Genomic DNA, 19,225 nt, shown 5'->3' on the forward strand with positions numbered 1-19,225 from the left:
TCTCCACTTAAAACATTTCCTTGCTCACTTTATCAATCTCGGAGCTTACACAATCATAGACACCGGGGAAAGAACTGACGCCCAGACCTTGGGTTAAACAGGGGATGAAGTAAAGCTTTCCGCAATGTGTGCAAGCCCTTCTGACTTCTTCAGCACAAATCTCCTGCGTCCAGTCCGGAAAGTCGATGGTACCGCTGTCCAAATCGCCCATGAAAGAGATTTTCCCGCCATATTTCTTGATCAGCTCCGGCGTGTTATTGGTCGTCATGACTCCCTGCCAGATGTCAATTCCCATTTCAATCATATAATCGACTAGGTTGGCAGCATAAGAATCACTGTGGTGAACGATCAGTTCGACGCCATTGGCCTTATAGAAACCGTAGACTTTTTTATAAGCGGGTAAGTAAAACTCTTCAAACATTTCCGGAGAAATAAACGAATTTTTTTGACTGCCCCAATCATCATGATGGAAAAGTGCATCGGGATGGATGTGGTCGATTATTTCTTTTGCATAAGCCAGCTCAAAATCAACTAGGTAATCAATCAGCTCATGCATAGCTTCAGGCTCTTCATATAAGGCCATCAGAGCATCTTCCATGCTCATAAGGTTATGGCACTGTTCAAAGATTCCCGGTGCAACAAACGCTGTCACAAATTTTTCATTGCGGTCCACAGAGTTGGCATGCGCTATGGCTGGACCCCAGAATTCATCAGACGTCGGGATCACCGGTGCTTTGACGTATTTTTTCCACTCGGTAATATCTTTCAATACCTTGTGCTCGTCGTCATGCACAGGAAACTGTCCGAGCTGCCCTTCGGGCCATCTGTAAGTGATTCCCCAGCTGTTTACGCCCTCCCCCCCGATTGGAAGCTTTTTATCAAAACGGGTTTCCATGATTATTTCCATGAATTCATACTGGTTGACAAAACGATCAGGTTTGCCACCTCTGATTGTTTCGAACAAATTCTGTCTTGGGGTTAACATGATTCGGCCTCCTTATTACTACTATAAGATTCGAAGATTTTCAACAACTACCACAAGCGGGTTTAAAATAGCAAATTGTTGGAATATGTATAGCGATTTTATTATCTTCCGAAACACGTTAAAATACAAGATGTTTTTGGTTACAATATCCAAATGACGGAAAGATTTAACTAATTCCTTAAATATATTTCCTGAATAAGAAAAAATCCAGAGCATTTCGTGCTCTGGATTACATTTCACCAATTAGATTCCCCGCAAAGCCGTTTAGATTATTTGGTTTTTAACCCCGCTCTCGCAGGTGGGCATTTTCACCCTACTTTTCAGTCTTCCTCTAACAGCAGAGGCCTGACCTAATCAGTAAGTTTCTCAAATTCCCGAAATTTCAAATAGGATCAAAACCAAATCAAATCTTCGCACATCGCAGGTTTCTTGGAAATTCATTATAACAAGGTTAAGTTCAAAAAGCAAATAGGGGATTTATGGTTACTATATAGTATTGCCTTCTATTCCAAACTTGACTCAGAGCGCACCGATGAGGATTTCAGTTATTGTGCTTAACCAAATAAATACATCTGCATATGTTCTCGACTTTAACTCTCGCTTGACTACCGGCTTGCTTTTAGCATGGCATAGGCACTTTTTACCGTTCTTTTATAATCTTGATAAATTCTTGAAACAAAGCTGATAAAATATCATGAACTTTATTGTATTCTAATTGCAGAGGAAATCTCAAAGATAAAGATAAGAGAAACCATGAAAAAGACTAAAAGCCGCCCTTGCTGTGGGGCGGCTTTTAAATTAAAGGCTTTGAAAATGCTTTGCTTGATTGCAAGCAGCTATTCTTCCAGATCTTCAGTTAGAAACCATATTCCCTAGAGGTAAGCTCAACTCATAGGTTTGTTCAATCAATTTCCTTCCCCACTCCTTATTTTCATGTTCCGCCACTTTCTTAAACCCTACGTTCATGTACATTTTGATTGCAATTTTTTGGTCATCTGTAGTTTCTAGAAATACCTGTTCATATCCTTTCTCCTGACAGTATTTCACAGCTTCATTTAGCAGAGTGTTTCCCAAGCCAATTCCTCTGAATGATGGATGAAGAATGAACCATCTTAACTGAGCCCGTGTCGCAGAATGTCCAATAATAGCAATGGAGCCAATTATTTCTCCATTCGCTTCTGCAAACCAGAATCTATCCTTTTCCACGTTGTATTTATTAAACATATCGAAAATCGTTTTGCAGACATATCCTTCAAACATATAGTTATATTTACATTCTTCCGCATAAAACCTTCCATGAAGATGAATTAAATAACCCACATCTCCCGGTCTCAATTCACTGCGAATTGTAACCTTTTCTTTGATTTTTATAGGTTTTCCTGAGAAAGCGTTTTCGATAGTTTTCATACTTTCTACAACACTCATTTTATCTCGTTCTGGCAGACTGCTGATTAAGTTATAGATTTGGTCATTAGACAAATCATTCAACTTTGAAAGAGTATTTTTGCCTTTTTCCGTAAGGTAAAGGTAATATAACCGACCATCTTCCGGGGACTGTACTCTGTATATAAGGCTATCACTCTCAAAGCGTTTTATTATTCTGCTTAGATAACCCGGATCAATTTTTAACTCTTCTATCAATTTCTTAGCTGTACAAACTTCCATATGTTCAATATCGTATAAAACCCGAACTTCTGCAAGCGAAAACTCGCTTTCATAAATATGCTTGTCCAGTAATCCCAAAATATTAGTGTAGAACCGATTAAATCTCCGAATGATATGTATCAAATTCATGTTCCGCGAATTCACGATGCACCCTCCTCCATAATATTAGGCACTCAAATAGATATGATATCATTGTACTAATTTATTTGACTTTGTCAACTATTTTTAGAAATTTACATTGAAAAGGTAAAAGGGCACCTTACATTCCAAATTATGAGGGGGGTTGCTGACTGTTTTGTGGCAGTCTTGCAACACCCCCTTCGCTCTCAACCCAAATTCACTTATTACTCCATTTGTTAGATGTAAGTTAACTATTTAAGATTTTTTTAGCAAATTCGTCTTGAAAATCCGTAATAAAGGGGATTCCGGTTTCGCGCTCCGTCTCTCGATTAGCGGAAGAAATATCCGTTCGGGCAATTTGCTTGAGTGAGAACTTTCGTGCTCCCGCCATAAACTGCTGAAGCCCACCCGCGAGTTTATCGGCTAAAGTCCAAACTGCGATAGCGCCGTAGGGAATTTTCTTCATGGCATCAGCGCCAACCTTACTTTGAACATCATAATAACCTGCAAAGATTTCCTCTGCTTTTGAGCCATGCTCAAGAACATTTTTCGGCAGGACGTCCCAGTTTCCATTTACTTGAGCTCTGCGTTCAGGATTAAGTACACCTTCAATATTTGAACCGACAAAAGCTGGGATCATTACCCCTCTTCCCATACAGACCATTTTGGTAAAGGGAGCTCCTAAAGCCAAAGCCTTGAAAATGTGGTCTTCTCTGGCTAACCCGCCGGCAAAGGCCATATCAACCACTTTGTGTCCTTTAGCAGCTAAAATCGAAGCATATTCATAAGCTTTCGAATGCAGAAGGATTGAGGGGACTCCCCAAGTTTCCATCATGTTCCATGGACTCATTCCAGTACCTCCGCCGGAACCATCAATAGTTAATAAATCAAGGTGAGCTTCTGTAGCTAATTTGATAGCGGCAGCTAATGCTTCCATTCCATAAGAACCTGTTTTCAAAGAGATTCGTTTGTAACCTAATTTTCTAAGATACTCGACTGATTTCATGAACTCTGCCTGTACTTCGTCGTAATTGTAAAGATCGGTGTAACCCAATCGACTGTGTCGCGCAAAGGATTTAAGAGCTCCATTCTTAAAAGCTGCCTGGACCTCCGCTTTCTCGGGATCGGGGTCAACCACATATCCTCGATTTTTCAGGAACTGAGCATATTCTAAACTGGTTACTTGAATTTCTCCGCCAATATCTTTGGCTCCTTGTCCCCACTTCAATTCTAAAATGACATCATTACCGTATTTGTCGATAATGTATTCCGCGACTCCATTCCGGGTATCTTCAACATTCATTTGGACGATGATGGCACCATAACCGTCATAATAATTAAGATAAGTTTGAATCCGTCGATCCAATTCTGGTGCTTTAACAATTTTACCGTTTTCCATAACAGATTCTTTATCGACACCTACGACGTTTTCACCAACAACAATAGGAAATCCAACTAATGCCGCACCGATGGCAAAAGAATCCCAGTATTTTGCGGCAATAAAGGTTGAACCCAGGGCCCCCGTCATAATGGGTACTCTAACTTTTGTTTTAATTTCGCTGCCAAATTCTGTTTCAGTACTGACATTTGGGAATATACAATCATCGGCGCTCTTTGTCAATCCGTTTGGCAATCCATAAGCCCCGTAATTGAACCCTTGAATCCGTAAAGAATTATAGTTAATGCCAATATGAGTCGTATTGGAACTTCCTGCTGTTACGGTGCCAAAATGCCGCGGATATAACATTTTTCTCCCTTTTAAACTAGACATCCAGTTTTCGCACTTTCCTTGACAATCTGCCCGGCATAGCGTACAGAGACCCGATTCGCTCGCATTTCCCCGGTTAACAGTACCTAATACATCATTCGCTTTTGGCCACTGAAACATTCTTCAACTCCTCCTCATATGTAGAAAATAGTTCTTATGTTAAATTATACCATTATTGTATTACTAATGAATAAATTCCATCAATGTATACTTAATACATTGTTCTCCTTGGCTAAAACTATAGCGAAATGGTTAGAAACTAAAACGAGCATAAATATCGGCAAGCTCAAAATGCAGCTTTTAGGCAGTTTACAATTTTGTATCAAACTCTTCTTGGAGGAATACACCATATTTGAATAAGTCGGCGATAACAAGAATAAACCCTCCACTTAATACACCACTTAAGATACCACTCAAATGGACATTTGATAAATCCAAAGTAAATATTCTGGTTACAAAAATTAAGTATAAAAGGCATGATAAGATATCCACAGCGACCGAATAAAAAATTATCACATAAGCAATTTTTTTAATTCGTTTGACGTTGCGAATTACATATGGGGCTTTATCGTTTGCAATAGAATTTAAAAAATCTGCAGCTTGTTTTACACCATAAATTATTAAAGAGACTTTAACGAGCAATAAAAACATACTGGTTAAAAATGCATGTTTTGCAACAACCATGCTATTTTCTAACGGCTGTAGAATGTTTAAAGGTATATTAATAAAGAATGACGAGCTGCCTGTTAATTTATGTGAATAAAACCTGCTCTTTTCTGTAGGCTCTCTAAATTATCTCGGCTCACATATATCCCCTCGCTATCATTAATTTTTCAAGTCATACGGCTCTTACTGCTCTTAGGTGCGGCGGTCATACCAGGCATTTAAACATAATCATAATAATTCCACTATTATCATTTATTTCCTGCAATAAAAGCAAAAAGGAACGTCCAAAAACGCTCCTTCACAAAACTGATTTCCCTCTTGGTATGGAAAGGCTGTTCCTTATTATTTAAGAGCTAAGTTTACAGCCTCTTTAGCATGAAGTACGGTTGTATCAAACAATAGTACTGTCGAGTCCTCGGGTTTAACTAATAGACCAATTTCTGTACAGCCTAGAATAATTCCCTTCGCGCCCTGCTCAATTAGGTTCTGAATAATTCGCTTATAGTTAGCTCTAGATTCTTCTAAGATTTGTCCTAAGCATAATTCGTTAAAAATCACATCATTTACAATTACTCTATCTGTTTCCTGAGGAATCAAAACCTTGATGCCCTGAGCCTCTAAACGTGATTTATAAAAATCTTGTTCCATTGTATATTTCGTACCCAAAAGGCCAATAACCTTGATTCCCTTCGAAATAACTTCTTGTGCTGTGACATCAGCAATGTGCAATAAGGGAATATGAATGCCTGCCTGAATCTCATCCGCAACTTTGTGCATAGTATTCGTACAAATGATAATAAAATCAGCACCGGAGGCTTCAAGACTATGAGCAGCACCTGTCAGAATTTGAGCAGCCTTTTCCCATTCGTCATTTCTTTGGCAGATTTCAATTTCCTCGAAGTCAACGCTGTAAAGAACGCATTGAGCGGAATGCAGGCCTCCGAGCCTCAGCTTAATTTCTTCATTAAGAATACGGTAATATTCAGAGGAGGATTCCCAACTCATCCCTCCAATTAAACCTATTGTTTTCATAATAATCTTCCCCCTTGATTCCCTCCAATATTAGTAGTCTATCCCAAATTATACAAACTGTTTTAAAGTTTCTCCAAGACATTTAATACCTTCAATTATCCTCTCCTCAGGCATGTTAGAATAATTGACCCTAAAGGTGTTCTCCTTTCCGCCGTTAGGAAAGAACGAACCACCCGGTACAAAGGCGACTCTTTTTTCCAGACTTTTTTCCAAGACGTCTCTGGCATTAACGTTCGCGGGCAGCTCTACCCAAGCAAATAATCCCCCTTGAGGTCTCGTAAAGGTTACACCATCTGGAAATTCCTTTTCCATAGCTTGGACCATTATAGTTTTCCGTCTCTTATAGACCTCACGTATGATAGCAATATGCTCATCAATATCATATAACTCAAGGTATTTGGCAATTTCCCTTTGGGCAAGGGTATTGCTTTGCAAATCTGTCCCTTGCTTAACAAGGACATACTTCTCAATAACCGACTTTTCACCTGCAACCCAGCCAATTCTATAACCTGGACAAAATGTTTTGGAGAAAGTTCCATAACAGAGCACACAACCGGCCTGGTCAAAGGATTTAACAGATGGCAAATTTTCGCCTTCAAACCTCAGTTCTCCATAAGGATTGTCTTCAATGATCATAACATTGTGCTTTGTTGCCGCCTCAACCAGATATTTTCTTCTCTCAAGACTCCAGGTCCTTCCCGTTGGATTTTGAAAGTCGGGAATGATATAAATTAATTTCACTCGTTTAGTGTTTGTCAGAATTCTATCCAGTTCTTCCGGTATCATCCCCTCATCATCAGTAGGAACCTCTACAAACTCGCAGCCATATGCTCTGAAGGCACTTATAGCAGCAAGGTATGTCGGACTTTCACATAGGACAATATCTCCTTCATCAAGAAAAACTTTACCCGTCAGGTCAAGCGCCTGCTGAGATCCGTGGGTTATCAGTATATTTTCTGTATCGAAGCTAGTCCCTAACCGCTGATTCATTCTTTGGGCTATCCATTGCCTGAGTGGATTATATCCTTCAGTGGCTGAATATTGTAATGCTTTTGCGCCTTCTTCCTCAAGCACAATCCTGCATACTTCTTTGATTTCTTCTACTGGGAAAAGTTCTGGTGCAGGTAAGCCTCCAGCAAATGATATATACTCCGGTCTCTCAGCAACCTTTAAAATCTCTCTGATCTCAGACGCCTTGATGTATTCCATTCTCTTTGCATACTTAAAATCCATACTAACTCCTCCTTCATCTCACTAAAAATAAAAACCAACTATATTAAACAATGGGATTAATCTCCAGTGCAGGATAAACGTCGCAATAATTTTGCTCATCTATTAACTCTTTCATAGCTGCACATAACCTTTGAATCCCATCTGTAATATCTTTAAGTTCTTCAAAGGTAAAGTTTAAACGTATATAATCGTCACCCTGCCCCGAGGTGAAAAAAGGAGTTCCCGGAACAAAAACCACCTTGCGTTCTGCCGCTTTGGTAATTAGTTTTGCTGCCGAAACGCCGCTCGGAAGTTTACACCAAATGTAGTAACCTCCTCTAGGCATATTCCATAGCAAATCTGACGGCGCATTTTTAGTCAGTGCATCGTACATCGCATCTCTTTTTTCTCGATAGTCTTTACAAAGCCTGGGAACATGCGCTTCAAGCCCCCCGCTTTTTATAAACTGTTCAATTATCCATTGGGATAAACTACTGGAATGCAAATCCATAATTTGTTTTGCAGCAGCAAATTTTTTTACAACCTTTTTATGCGCCGTCATCCAACCCAATCTCAAACCTGAATAAACAGTTTTGGAAAAGGTACTTAAATAAATAACATAACCATCATTATCCATTGCTTTCAGCAAAGGAAGTGAATGACCTTCATAACAAAGGTCTCCATAGGCATCGTCCTCAATAATCAAAACCTTATATTTATAGGCAAGTTCAATCAGTCGTATCCTTCGTTCCAACTCCATTTCTGTCCCTGTAGGATTGTGAAATGTTGGTATTGTGTAAATCAATTTTGGTCTGTACCTTTGTAATAACTGTTCAAGTAAGTCGACTCTCATGCCCTTTTCATCAATTGGAATTCCCATGACTCTGGCGCCAATGGATTTGAACGCCTGAATCGCGGGAAAAAATGAAGGTTCTTCAACGACAACGATATCCCCTGGATCAAGGATCATCCTTGCTGCCACATCCAGACCTTGTTGTGAACCCGAAAGAAGCATGATCTCATCATAGCTGCAATATACTCCACGTTTATGCATCAAACCGGAAATAGCCTCACGTAACGATCTGAAGCCTTCTGTAGGAGAATGAAGCAAAGGCTTATAATTTCTGCTTTCAATTAATTCTTTCTCGATGCCAAGAAAAGCATTTAGCGGCCCGGTTTCCGGAGAAGCCATTCCTGTGGCAAAAGAAATCACGTCTTTCCTGCTTGCTAAGGTTAATAAGTCCTTTAGAATATAGGAATCAAAATCATTGGCATGATGACTAAAAATCTGATCCCAAGCAGGTTCCTGTGAAGTGAAATTGAGTAAATCCGACTCGTCCTGAAGACAGGAAAGGACAACAGTTCCATTTCCAACATGAGAACCTACCAATCCTTCAGCTTTTAACTCGCGATAAGCGTTTAAAATCGTCGTCCTATTGACGCCAAGACTTTGAGCCAACTTCCTTTCAGGCGGAAGTCTGAAACCAGGTGAAAGCTCACCGGCCACAATCATCCTACGTATCTGCTCAAAAATCTGAATATAAACAGGTGTATGATTTTCTCTATCAATGACTAGCCGCATACCAAATCACCTCATTGGATTCATCCAATTTAATTATTTACCTAAAACAATTCCAAATCAACTACCAATACCGAAAGTATTTATTCAGCCAATTTTAGGGCTAAAAAGAACACTTAGATTCCCGAGAATTGATCCCGGAGTCTAAGTGTTCTTTTTTTGCCCCTCCGCCTTGCCAAAACCATTTGGCAAAAATCCAGAGACTCTTGACGCTTTATCAAGATACACAAATAATCATTTTACATTGATGAACACTGGATTAGAATAAAACCAAAGATCGCTATAGGCTTTAGTAGAGTCGTTAGTTCCTACCAAAGAATCACTTAAGGGGTTGCCGTTATGATCTGTTTGATTTTGTACATCTACGCCCAAATTGGTACCTCTTAGGCGGAAATATTGGCTTCTGTCTATGTTTTTAAGGATATACTGGACTGTATACCACCCGTCTGCATATTTCCAGTCGTTACTGGTAAATTGGGCAATTACCTTTGTACTGTTGTTATGATCACTATTATACTCTTGAGTACCTGGTTCAGCTTTAGCTGTCACGTCACCTGCAATTAGATCAATATGATTCACCGAAACCAGATCACCGTTGTTATTATGTTTTGGACTTTTAAATTTGATGGTTATTTCAGCATCCTTGCCTTTATTGGTCACAAGAGTTTGACCCATCGCAGCAGTGTTGCCACTTTTAATGTTAAAATCCAGTCCATTTATTAAGTCACCTAAAACAATAAACGAATTTCCAGAATGCATGCCGTCGATAAGATATTGGTAATTATTTTTATTGACGTCTAAGCCTTTGCCTTTTCCGGCTTCGTGGATATTACTATTAATCCACGTATAAGATTTGGAGTATTCTCCAGGCCAGAAGTCACCAGCGGTTGAATGAAAATCAGAATTAGCGAACATCCAAATTTTTCGGCCTTCACCGAGTAAAGAATCCCACAAGCCACCAACTTTAGCCAGCATGTAATCTGCCCCGCCATAAGTTTGTGCTTTAGGGTCAGTGGACTCATATCCACCACGGAATGATTCTTTCTGATGACCAGGGATACCTTCGAGACCAATGAAGACATTCGGTGCCGCATTATTAAAGTCACGGACGTCTGCAGCAGTGAATTTCAGTTGTCTGGATGGATGATTAAGCAGCAAATAACTGGTTGTAGGATAATTTTTCTCCAACCATTTAGCACCGTCAATAGCACCGGTATGACTTGTATTGTCCTTAACAACTCCTTCGGCCGCTCGACTGCTATCTGTGTCACTAGCATCAAACTTGTATTCAAAATCACTGATTGAGTTTGGTTCATCGCTTACAATTCCAACGCTGGCATGCTCATGGGTTGGAACATTCCATTCGACTCCCTGCACCAATAATTTACTCGGGTATTGCGTGCGTAAATTTTGGATAATCGGATATGACAAATCTTTTAAAGTAATCCAGCGCCAAGTTGGATAGGTAAGATTGTTTCCTAAAGGGTCGCGTTTTGAGGTCCCACCATGTTCGGAATTTGCCATCCAATCCAAGCCATACTTTGTGAAAGCATTGTTAAGTACATCTGCCTCAGTATTACTACCATCTGTCAAGTAGGTATGAGTATGAAAATCTCCGGTTACCCACCGCCCATTGTTGGTCTGCTCCCTCGCTATTGCTGGAAGAGCAATGCTGCTCAAAATAAAAGATGATGTCAGAACTATTGCTGCTATCTTGCTTTTGTTTTTGTATTTAGTACTCATTCCACAACCTCCCTCTTGAATAAAATTCATTACGGACAGATTATAGCATTGTATTGTAAATTTGGTTTAAATTGGATATTAAGTATTGGTAAAGTTCTTGCCAAGAAGATCCGCCAACAGCGTTTCAAGGATTTTTCGATAATAATCAATGACTATATTCAAACATACGCTTACTGAGAAACGAACATATCCGGGATGATTAATCACCAAGAAAACAAAAAGAGCAGCATCAAAATGCTGCAATAAGAAAAGAAACAATCTCCGTTATTTTCTATTTAACTCACATTTTCCAACAAGTCTTCATCATTGATATTACTATTCTTTTCCTTCAATAGTCCAAAACCGTATACCAATAAGAAAACAACCATAAAGATATCAGAAAATCGATACATTATAGCATAACTCTTAATTTCTGCAATGAGGCTTAATACTATTGAACCAATGGTAAAGCTTAAGTCCATTGAGGATAAGAACGTTCCATTTGCCGCACCTATACGCTCAACTGGTGATCTGTTTACCGCCCAGGCCTGTAATGATGGCTGAACTGCACCATATCCAAACCCGTAAAATAGTGACGAAATAACCAGAGTAGTAACAGAATGTACGTAAGAGAGTATTCCGAGTCCTATGATCATTGATATTGCTCCGGGTATAATTACTACAGCATGACCTTTTCTGTCAAATAACTTTCCAACAAAAGATCTTGTCACTAAAATCATTGAGACATGTCCAATAAAATATATCCAAATGTTAGATAACTTTATTTCTTGACCATATAACATGATATAACTCATAATTCCGCACAAAGGAATTACCAATAAAAAGCAAAGAAACGATGGAAACAGCGCTCTCTTTTCAAATAAATCTCTCAATACAATAATATTTTCTTTTTTATGACCTAACCTTTGGGTCTTATTGTGAGGAATCTTCAATAATTGTAATAATAGCATTGCAACACCAACTAGAATTATAGAAAACACAGCGACTACATTGAACTTATAACTATTCATAACCATAATTGCGATAATTGGCGCCAAAGACATCGAAATTATCATAGATAGTGAATAATATCCCATTCCTTCGCCTCTAAGTTTACCGGGAACCATTTCCGAAACCACGGCAGCAATAACTGTAGATGACATTCCCCAACCAACCCCTTGAAGAATGCGTACAACTATGACTGCCGATATTGGGAGGAACATATAAGAAAAAGTGCATACAGCTAAAATGAAGAGACCAATTACTAAAAGCGGCTTCCTATTCACTTTATCAGCTAGATTTCCGGTCACTGCCCTACATATAAGCGAAGATATAGAAAATCCACTTACTACTAGACTGGCTTGTAAATTACTCCCGCCAATCTGTTTAGCAAATGCAGGTAAAGTCGGTACCAATAAATAAAAAGCAATGTAAACAAATAAATTTATGATTAAAATTAAGGTATACCTTTTCGTCCAAAGTCTGTCCGAAGATTTTAAATTTAGTCCTTGCAATTATTTCTCCACCTTTTCTTGAATAGTAATATTTCTGTTTATTTTCAAGAGAACACGTTTATAAGTTTCTATTTCCTCATCCGAGATTCCCTCAACTATTGTTGCAAATAAATTTTCAAGAAGAGGTGTCACATGCTTCTTTAGGTTTATTCCTTTCTCAGTCATTTGAACACTAAATGCTCTTCTATCCTTTTCATTAGGTTTTCTTTCAACAAGTTTTTTCCTTTCTAAAATGTCCAATATCCTTGCCAAAGTAGGTTGATCCTTATCTACATTTTCGGCCAATTTCTTCTGTGTGATTTTATCTTGCTGTGATAATTTCAATAATACAATCCACTGCTCAAGAGTAATATCATACAATTCAAGTTTTGAGTTTAAATAGCGCATTATTAGTTTATTGGTTTGATTTGTCAGTTGTCCTACCGATTCATCATAAGTTGTAAACATATACATACTGATACCCTCATTTACTTGTTGCAACAATTATTGTTATACTAATTGTATTTCAGAAGATAACTAATGTCAACAACATATACTAATTTGATATGCTTTCAGTCTAGAGTAGATCCTCTCTTCTCCACAATTCCGGAGGATTCATTTCATAGATCCCATTCTCTCGATACATATAGTTGTTGATAATAAACTCACGCCGAATAGTAGCGTAATCCGGATGATATTTTTTAATATGCTCGTTAATCTCTTTTTCCAAATATCTTTGCCCAACAATGAATCCCTCTAATATGCGTTCCAATACAATTAGTTTTTTCTTTCGTTGAACAGGAATCTGTTTTAATTTGCCATCAGCCGTAAAGAAATTCCTAAGAACGGTCTCTCTTTCTCTTTCTTGTCTAATATTCATTAAATTTTCTCCTTGTTCTTCTCCACTGAGTGTGTGGGTGACTGATTGAAGAATGACATTCACAGCTGCCTGAGCATCCCGTTGTAATGTCATATCCTCTAAATAAAAATAAATTATGTTTTTCTCCCGCCTGGTTCTCACAAGGCCTGCATCACGAAGTTTTGCCATGTGATGAGTAATAGTTGGCGGCCTCAGTCCGAGGCGTTCTGCAAGAGCCTGACCATGGTAAGGTTCTTTAGCTAAAAGTGCCAAAATACGAATACGCGTGGGATCAGCCAATGCCTTATGAAAATTTACAATTCGATTTAGTTGCACCCGAATTATTCATCTCCTTTTTAAAGCGGTTCTAAGTACAAAATGTCTAACCTAAAATGTTATAAGAAATCTAATTAGATATATATCTAATTAGATTATATCCTAATCGTATCTTTATTTCAATAAATAAAACGGAGCACAAAAATTGCTCCGTTTAATAATTGTATCGCTTAACACTCCGGTTTTTCCATATTATCATCTGCTGGCCACCACCAGAAGCCAAACCCAGTATTTCGGCATTCTTCATTTCACAAAATCATTCCATTCCCGCGAATCATGCCCAGCATATAATCATTATGACCATATCTATTCCGCCTTAGTATAATCGGTATAATCAGGTTTAAACCATTTTATCTCTATACTTTTTCTGCCTTTTTCATCCCGAGGGTTACATTGTATATCATCAGCATTTATTGGATTCATATTTAAGAACAAGTAGGTGCTCGATGGATCATTGACATAAAACGTGAGTCCGCGAACCTCATCTATTGACGGAATACTTGAACCTAAGACTTGATCGTCTATGGTATTAATATTGATGTAGGTCTTACCGTTTAACTGGACGAGTGAATAATGTACATGTTTTTGACTTCTAGCATAATCCAACAAGCGGGAAGTTCGAGCAACTAATATTTTTCCATCATCATTGTAACTTTTCAATAAATTAAGTGTTTTAACTCCTTCCGTAGTAAAAGGAAAACCTGTATTCCCTTTACCTAAATGTTGGGTCACAATCGAATACTTATCTTCTTGAACAAGCTGATCCAGCCTTGTTTTTGTAAGTTGCCGTGATATAAATTGTGTTTCCCAAGTCCAATTAATCTTACCTTTATTTCGTTCATTCGTATAACGATGGAAACCCCAGACCTTTTGACCATCACGTAAATGAATTGGAAACAAAGGGTCATCCCAGCTAAACTGATTTTCCCCCATAGAATCCCAAACATAACGAATCCCATTCTTAAGCGTCAGGTCTGTATGATAGTACGGCGATTTAGGGTTATCCCCTTGCTGGTATTTAAAAAGATTATGAGAATTATAAATTCCGAAGTTCTGAACATTCGTTTCAGATCCATGGTTAATCCAAACTTCAGGTTTAAATCCACTCTGGTTCATTGCATTCCATGCGGCGACAGCTAAAGCGCGCGTGAATTTAATCGAGTGATCATTTCGTGAAAAGTCCCCAAAGGTATGCAAAGAATCAATCCACCCAACTTTAAAATAATGGACTATTTTCTTCGCGTCTTTAAGCTTATTTGGATCAATGCCTTGGAAATAGGACATTGAATAGTCAATAGCGTGTCCTTCTTTATCAACTTTTTCTTTGGTGTCATTCGCGATATATAGCCAGGAGGAATCTCCAATATCCAATCCTAAACCTTGCCCATAGGGAGTTTGTTCCTTAGTATTTAGAAATCTATGATACTCTTCAAACTCCCCTAACGTAGTCATGTCGATATCTGAAGAAATAGCTAACATGGCCTTAAAAGGATAGGGGAATTTTCTCAGTAAATCTGGATGTCTCGCTGAAGCTGCTGCTTGGAGAGCAGTTTTAACTGCGTCGGGAATTTTGACTGTTGAGGACTGGGGCGTTACGGAGATCGCATTACTGTTCGTCATTTTTCCGGTGTGTTTAAATGTTATTAAGCAAAGAACGATTACTAAGAAAGCAAATGCAATTAGCCCAAATCTATTTCTTCGTCGACGTCTCATCGCACGATGCCAAGCTTCGGAATGCTCTATCACTTAATTATTCCTCTCTCGCCTATAATGATATAATTACGGATACTTAGCTAAGCCCCTCAGCGTAGAATTATTATAAAAAGCTCTAAGAAATCCTAAACCTTTCAGAATAGTATTCTCCATTAATTTTCAATATCCTGTGTACAAATTTTCTAACTTCAAAAAAATGGGTTTACGCTCGCTTTGTTAGCGCGCATACCCAAGCATAAAAGTAAATACGGAAACCATATAGGTGTATTACAACTAAAAAAATGTCGGGATACAGAAGCATCCCGACTTAATCTTACCGATCATATCATAATATTCCCATTGCCTACTGCTTTGGCTGACCAGTTTTACCTGGGCCTTTCTCTATCAAAGTTCATTTTACAGAGCAGCAAAAACCAGAATTGGACTTCAAAAGCTTATCATGCCTGCCGATACCCATCCAGAAAATCGCCTAGGCGGTCACAGGCAATTTTTAATTCCTCGATTTTGGGTAAATATACGATCCGGAAATGATCAGGCATAAGCCAGTTGAATCCACGCCCATGAACCATAAGAATGTGTTTTTCATGCAGAAAGTCCAGGATAAATTTTTCATCATCCGTGATATGGAACCGTTTGGTATCAATCCGGGGGAAGACATAGAAAGCAGCTTTAGGTTTTACCGCCTGAAGACCAGGAATATTGTTTAAAGCCTTGACTATATAGTCGCGCTGCTCATAGATCCTTCCTCCAGGTAAAAGAGTGTCGTCGCATGTATGGATGTCTGAAAGGGCTGCTTTAATGACGTACTGCGATTGTACATTTGAACACAACCGCATGGATGATAGAATGTTTAACCCGGCAATATAGCCGCGTGCCTGTGACTTGTCTCCGCTCAAGCACATCCATCCGCAGCGGAATCCGGCGATCTTATGGGATTTTGAAAGGCCGTTCAGAGTTACAACAAATAAATCAGGAGCCAATGAAGCAATGGATGTGTGCTGAAAACCGTCCATCATAAGTCGGTCATATATTTCATCAGAGAAAATAATAAGGCCGTGCTGCCGGGCAAGTTCTACAATCTGTTCCAATATTTCGACTGAATAGACCGCACCGGTCGGATTGTTCGGATTGATAATAACAATGCCTTTTGTTTTGGGGGTTATTTTTTTGCTTATATCTTGTATATCCGGATACCATTCGGACTGCTCATCACAGATGTAATGGACGGCTTTTCCACCTGCCAATGTGACAGCTGCTGTCCACAGCGGATAATCGGGGGCAGGAACGAGAATCTCATCTCCATTGTCGAGAAGTCCCTGCATAGCCATCACAATTAATTCGCTGACGCCATTGCCGGTATATACATCGTCTACCCCAACATGCGGTATTTTTTTAAATTCACAGTAATTTACAATTGCTTCACGAGCTGAGAGAATACCCTTGGAGTCCGAATATCCCTCAGCATTGTGCAGATTTTCAGTCATCTCGTGAATTATTTCTCCAGGAGCATCAAAGCCAAACGGTGCAGGGTTGCCGATATTTAAACGCAAAATATCGATGCCTTGACTGCGCATGCGCTCTGCTTCCTCCAGCACAGGCCCACGGACATCATAACAGACATAATCCAGTTTCTTTGACATATTGAATGTTCTCATAACAAATCACCCTTCTACAATATTTTTTGCAATCGCCCAACAGATCGCTGCTTTTACGATAAACAAGCTAAAACCCATAATAAAAAGCCCTAAGCTGTTTAATCAGCTTAGGGCGAAATAGCATATCCGTGTTACCACCTAAATTCAGAGGTTACTCTGCACTCTGCCGGCACAAAATGCCGCTTCCGTTATAACGGTCGGAACTCCGGTAAAGCTTACTGATAGATATATTCGGCTAAACAGCTCAGAAATGGCTTCCCTGTTTTCTTCACGAAGATTTTCACCAACCATCTTCTCTCTGCGCATATTAAAACAAGTACTATTTTTCGTCACAGCTTTGTGTATTTAATTTTTGCCATTATAGATCATGCGTTTAAAAAAGTCAATACAATCAATAGTTTTTATCAGCGTAACCGACCCAGCCCTCTTCTTTAACTAGAGTTTTGTCAAACTCGCCGACTTTGAAATCTATTTTTTCTGACTGGTCTGATGAAGTTACAACAATCTTATCGTTATCAATGTCAATGGATATTGAAGTGTCTTTGCCTGCATAGGTCTCAAAAAGATATTCGATCTTATCCTTTGGTAATTCGATAGCAAACATACCGCAATTGTACATGTTCTGTCTGAATATCCTGGCAAAATTTTCAGCAATCACGACATTGATTCCATTAACTTCCAAAGCCCAGGGAGCATGTTCTCTGGAAGAACCACAACCAAAATTAGCTCTTGTCACAATGACTGCTTTGTCCTTGACATCTTCTTTATTTTTAAACCCGGTAAGAGACAAATCCTCTAATAGATAAGGTTTTAAGGCCTCTTTAGTGATTTCAGTAAGGTACTTCGCTGGAATGATTTCATCGGTATTGATATCACACCTATCCAAGAATAGGACTTTTCCGCTAAATTGTTTCATTGTTCCCTCCATTACTCACGCTTTATATAATTGCGAATTAGTTATTTTTCCTTCGAGCGCTGAAGCTGCGGCTGTAGCAGGACTCATCAGATGAACGGTACCGCCCTTGCCCATTCGGCCATTAAAGTTCCGGTTTGTCGTCGAAGCACAAACCTCACCAGCAGCAAGAACTCCATTGCTCATGCCAAGACATGCACCGCAGGTTGGGTTTGTAACACAAAAACCGGCGTTTTGGAAAATCTCAATTAATCCTTCTTTTAAGGCCAGCGAATAAATAGCCGGAGTTGCAGGACTTACAACGGCACGCACATCATCACTGATTTTTTTGTCCTTAAGAATACTTGCAGCAATTCTCAGATCTTCGATACGGCCATTGGTGCAGCTCCCTATATAAACTTGATCAATTTTGCTGCCTGACATTTCCTTAACGGTTTTTACTTGGTCCGGTTTGTAACCAAACGTAACCATCGGTTCTAAATTGGTAACATCATAGTCATAGACCTTCTCATAAGAAGCATCCTCATCAGAAACCCATTTGGTGTATTCTTTCAAGGCGTCTTCCTTCGTTTTAAATTCATCTTTTATGAATTCCCATAAATACTCAACGGTTGTCATATCCGGGTAACAAATGCCACAAGTGCCTCCGGCTTCAATGGCCATATTGCAAAGAGTCATACGTGATTCCATGGACATGGCATCAATGACCGGTCCTGTAAATTCTATAACCATGTTTGTAGCACCGTTTACAGTCAATTCTTTAATAAGAAAAAGTATCAAGTCTTTGGCATAAACGCCGGGCTTTAAAGTACCCCGAAGTACAAATTTAAGGGTTTTCGGAAAGTGGAAAGCACAAACACCCTTAAGAATTCCTACTTCCAAGTCAGTCGTACCGACACCTGCAGCAAAAGCTCCAAAAGCTCCATGAGTACAGGTGTGAGAATCCCCCATAATCACTGTATACCCGGGTCTTACGAATCCCTTTTCTGGGAATATGGCATGACAAACGCCATTTCTTCCGATGTCAAAAAAATCTTTGATACCATGCCTTTTAGCCCAATCCCGCAGTATCTTTCCCTGTTCAGCCGTTTTAGAATCTTTGGCAGGTGTTACATGGTCTATGACTGCTTTAATTTTCGTGGGATCAAAGACTCTGTCCATTCCCCTTGCCATAAGATCTGTAATAGCAATCGGCGTGGTAATTTCATGGCAAAACACCCTATCCAATTTTAAAACATGCGTATCTGGAAAAGGCATGTTTACCCTATGTGCGTCAAATATTTTCTCAGCTATTGTTTTACCCATTTTCTTCTCCTTGTTTTTCATCTAAATCTTTAAAATTGACTGGTTGTATCAAATGTCTATACTCATTTTACAACAAATTGTTATAGTATAAAAGCCAAAATTTGAGACCTGTTTAAAAAACAATTTCACAAGACAATTTACCACCATTGCCCCAGTGTCATGTAATGAGCTTTATGTAACTTACCTTACGTACTCCGCCAGC

General features: G+C 39.1%; 15 protein-coding genes, 1 other RNA gene and 1 other annotated feature. All 16 genes read right to left on the reverse strand.

Annotated elements, in window-relative coordinates; translation table 11 throughout:
* Positions 1-7: 7 nt before the first annotated feature.
* Entirely contained in the window at positions 8-985 is a 978-nt protein-coding gene (locus B5771_RS18975) for a uroporphyrinogen decarboxylase family protein (protein ID WP_088188922.1), read from the reverse strand.
* 245 nt (positions 986-1,230) lie between these two features.
* Positions 1,231-1,415, reverse strand: a non-coding RNA gene (gene ssrS, locus B5771_RS18980) — 6S RNA.
* Between the two features lie 422 nt (positions 1,416-1,837).
* The gene (locus B5771_RS18985) at positions 1,838-2,794 is read right to left on the reverse strand and encodes a helix-turn-helix domain-containing GNAT family N-acetyltransferase (RefSeq protein WP_088188923.1); all 957 of its coding nucleotides are present in this window, start codon (positions 2,792-2,794) and stop codon (positions 1,838-1,840) included.
* A gap of 223 nt (positions 2,795-3,017) precedes the next feature.
* On the reverse strand, positions 3,018-4,658 hold the full coding sequence (locus B5771_RS18990) for a glutamate synthase-related protein (RefSeq protein WP_088188924.1): 1,641 nt from the start codon (positions 4,656-4,658) through the stop codon (positions 3,018-3,020).
* 888 nt (positions 4,659-5,546) lie between these two features.
* Entirely contained in the window at positions 5,547-6,236 is a 690-nt protein-coding gene (locus B5771_RS19000; RefSeq protein WP_088188926.1) for an aspartate/glutamate racemase family protein, read from the reverse strand.
* Between the two features lie 48 nt (positions 6,237-6,284).
* The gene (locus B5771_RS19005) at positions 6,285-7,469 is read right to left on the reverse strand and encodes a PLP-dependent aminotransferase family protein (RefSeq protein ID WP_088188927.1); all 1,185 of its coding nucleotides are present in this window, start codon (positions 7,467-7,469) and stop codon (positions 6,285-6,287) included.
* A gap of 43 nt (positions 7,470-7,512) precedes the next feature.
* Entirely contained in the window at positions 7,513-9,030 is a 1,518-nt protein-coding gene (locus tag B5771_RS19010; RefSeq protein WP_088188928.1) for a PLP-dependent aminotransferase family protein, read from the reverse strand.
* 231 nt (positions 9,031-9,261) lie between these two features.
* On the reverse strand, positions 9,262-10,770 hold the full coding sequence (locus tag B5771_RS19015; protein WP_088188929.1) for a hypothetical protein: 1,509 nt from the start codon (positions 10,768-10,770) through the stop codon (positions 9,262-9,264).
* 78 nt (positions 10,771-10,848) lie between these two features.
* Positions 10,849-11,028, reverse strand: coding sequence for a hypothetical protein (locus B5771_RS23980; RefSeq protein WP_140417765.1), 180 nt, complete (start codon positions 11,026-11,028; stop codon positions 10,849-10,851).
* A gap of 17 nt (positions 11,029-11,045) precedes the next feature.
* Positions 11,046-12,263: an MFS transporter gene (locus tag B5771_RS19020; protein ID WP_088188930.1), complete on the reverse strand. Its 1,218-nt coding sequence runs from the start codon at positions 12,261-12,263 to the stop codon at positions 11,046-11,048.
* Positions 12,264-12,716 carry a MarR family transcriptional regulator gene (locus tag B5771_RS19025; RefSeq protein ID WP_242966892.1) on the reverse strand — a complete coding sequence of 151 codons (453 nt, stop codon included), beginning with the start codon at positions 12,714-12,716 and terminating at the stop codon, positions 12,264-12,266.
* A gap of 103 nt (positions 12,717-12,819) precedes the next feature.
* Positions 12,820-13,437, reverse strand: a complete 618-nt coding sequence (locus B5771_RS19030; protein ID WP_088188931.1) for a metalloregulator ArsR/SmtB family transcription factor — start codon at positions 13,435-13,437, stop codon at positions 12,820-12,822.
* A 306-nt stretch (positions 13,438-13,743) separates the two neighbouring features.
* Entirely contained in the window at positions 13,744-15,183 is a 1,440-nt protein-coding gene (locus B5771_RS19035; protein WP_242966893.1) for a hypothetical protein, read from the reverse strand.
* A gap of 404 nt (positions 15,184-15,587) precedes the next feature.
* Entirely contained in the window at positions 15,588-16,805 is a 1,218-nt protein-coding gene (locus B5771_RS19040; RefSeq protein WP_088188932.1) for a pyridoxal phosphate-dependent aminotransferase, read from the reverse strand.
* 105 nt (positions 16,806-16,910) lie between these two features.
* Positions 16,911-17,147: a binding site (T-box leader), on the reverse strand.
* Positions 17,148-17,196: 49 nt separating this feature from the next.
* The gene (locus B5771_RS19045; protein ID WP_088188933.1) at positions 17,197-17,721 is read right to left on the reverse strand and encodes a 3-isopropylmalate dehydratase; all 525 of its coding nucleotides are present in this window, start codon (positions 17,719-17,721) and stop codon (positions 17,197-17,199) included.
* A 15-nt stretch (positions 17,722-17,736) separates the two neighbouring features.
* Entirely contained in the window at positions 17,737-19,023 is a 1,287-nt protein-coding gene (locus B5771_RS19050) for a 3-isopropylmalate dehydratase large subunit (protein ID WP_088188934.1), read from the reverse strand.
* Between the last annotated feature and the right edge of the window lie 202 nt (positions 19,024-19,225).

The organism is Desulfosporosinus sp. FKA, assembly GCF_002196785.1.
GTDB lineage: Bacteria > Bacillota > Desulfitobacteriia > Desulfitobacteriales > Desulfitobacteriaceae > Desulfosporosinus > Desulfosporosinus acididurans.

Bases quoted from the DNA above. Each gene is read 5' to 3' on its own strand.
- B5771_RS18975 (WP_088188922.1), bottom strand. From the start codon at position 985: ATGTTAACCCCAAGACAGAATTTGTTCGAAACAATCAGAGGTGGCAAA.
- B5771_RS18990 (WP_088188924.1), bottom strand. From the start codon at position 4,658: ATGTTTCAGTGGCCAAAAGCGAATGATGTATTAGGTACTGTTAACCGG.
- B5771_RS19000 (WP_088188926.1), bottom strand. From the start codon at position 6,236: ATGAAAACAATAGGTTTAATTGGAGGGATGAGTTGGGAATCCTCCTCT.
- B5771_RS19005 (WP_088188927.1), bottom strand. From the start codon at position 7,469: ATGGATTTTAAGTATGCAAAGAGAATGGAATACATCAAGGCGTCTGAG.
- B5771_RS19010 (WP_088188928.1), bottom strand. From the start codon at position 9,030: ATGCGGCTAGTCATTGATAGAGAAAATCATACACCTGTTTATATTCAG.
- B5771_RS19015 (WP_088188929.1), bottom strand. From the start codon at position 10,770: ATGAGTACTAAATACAAAAACAAAAGCAAGATAGCAGCAATAGTTCTG.
- B5771_RS19025 (WP_242966892.1), bottom strand. From the start codon at position 12,716: ATGTATATGTTTACAACTTATGATGAATCGGTAGGACAACTGACAAAT.
- B5771_RS19040 (WP_088188932.1), bottom strand. From the start codon at position 16,805: ATGAGAACATTCAATATGTCAAAGAAACTGGATTATGTCTGTTATGAT.
- B5771_RS19045 (WP_088188933.1), bottom strand. From the start codon at position 17,721: ATGAAACAATTTAGCGGAAAAGTCCTATTCTTGGATAGGTGTGATATC.
- B5771_RS19050 (WP_088188934.1), bottom strand. From the start codon at position 19,023: ATGGGTAAAACAATAGCTGAGAAAATATTTGACGCACATAGGGTAAAC.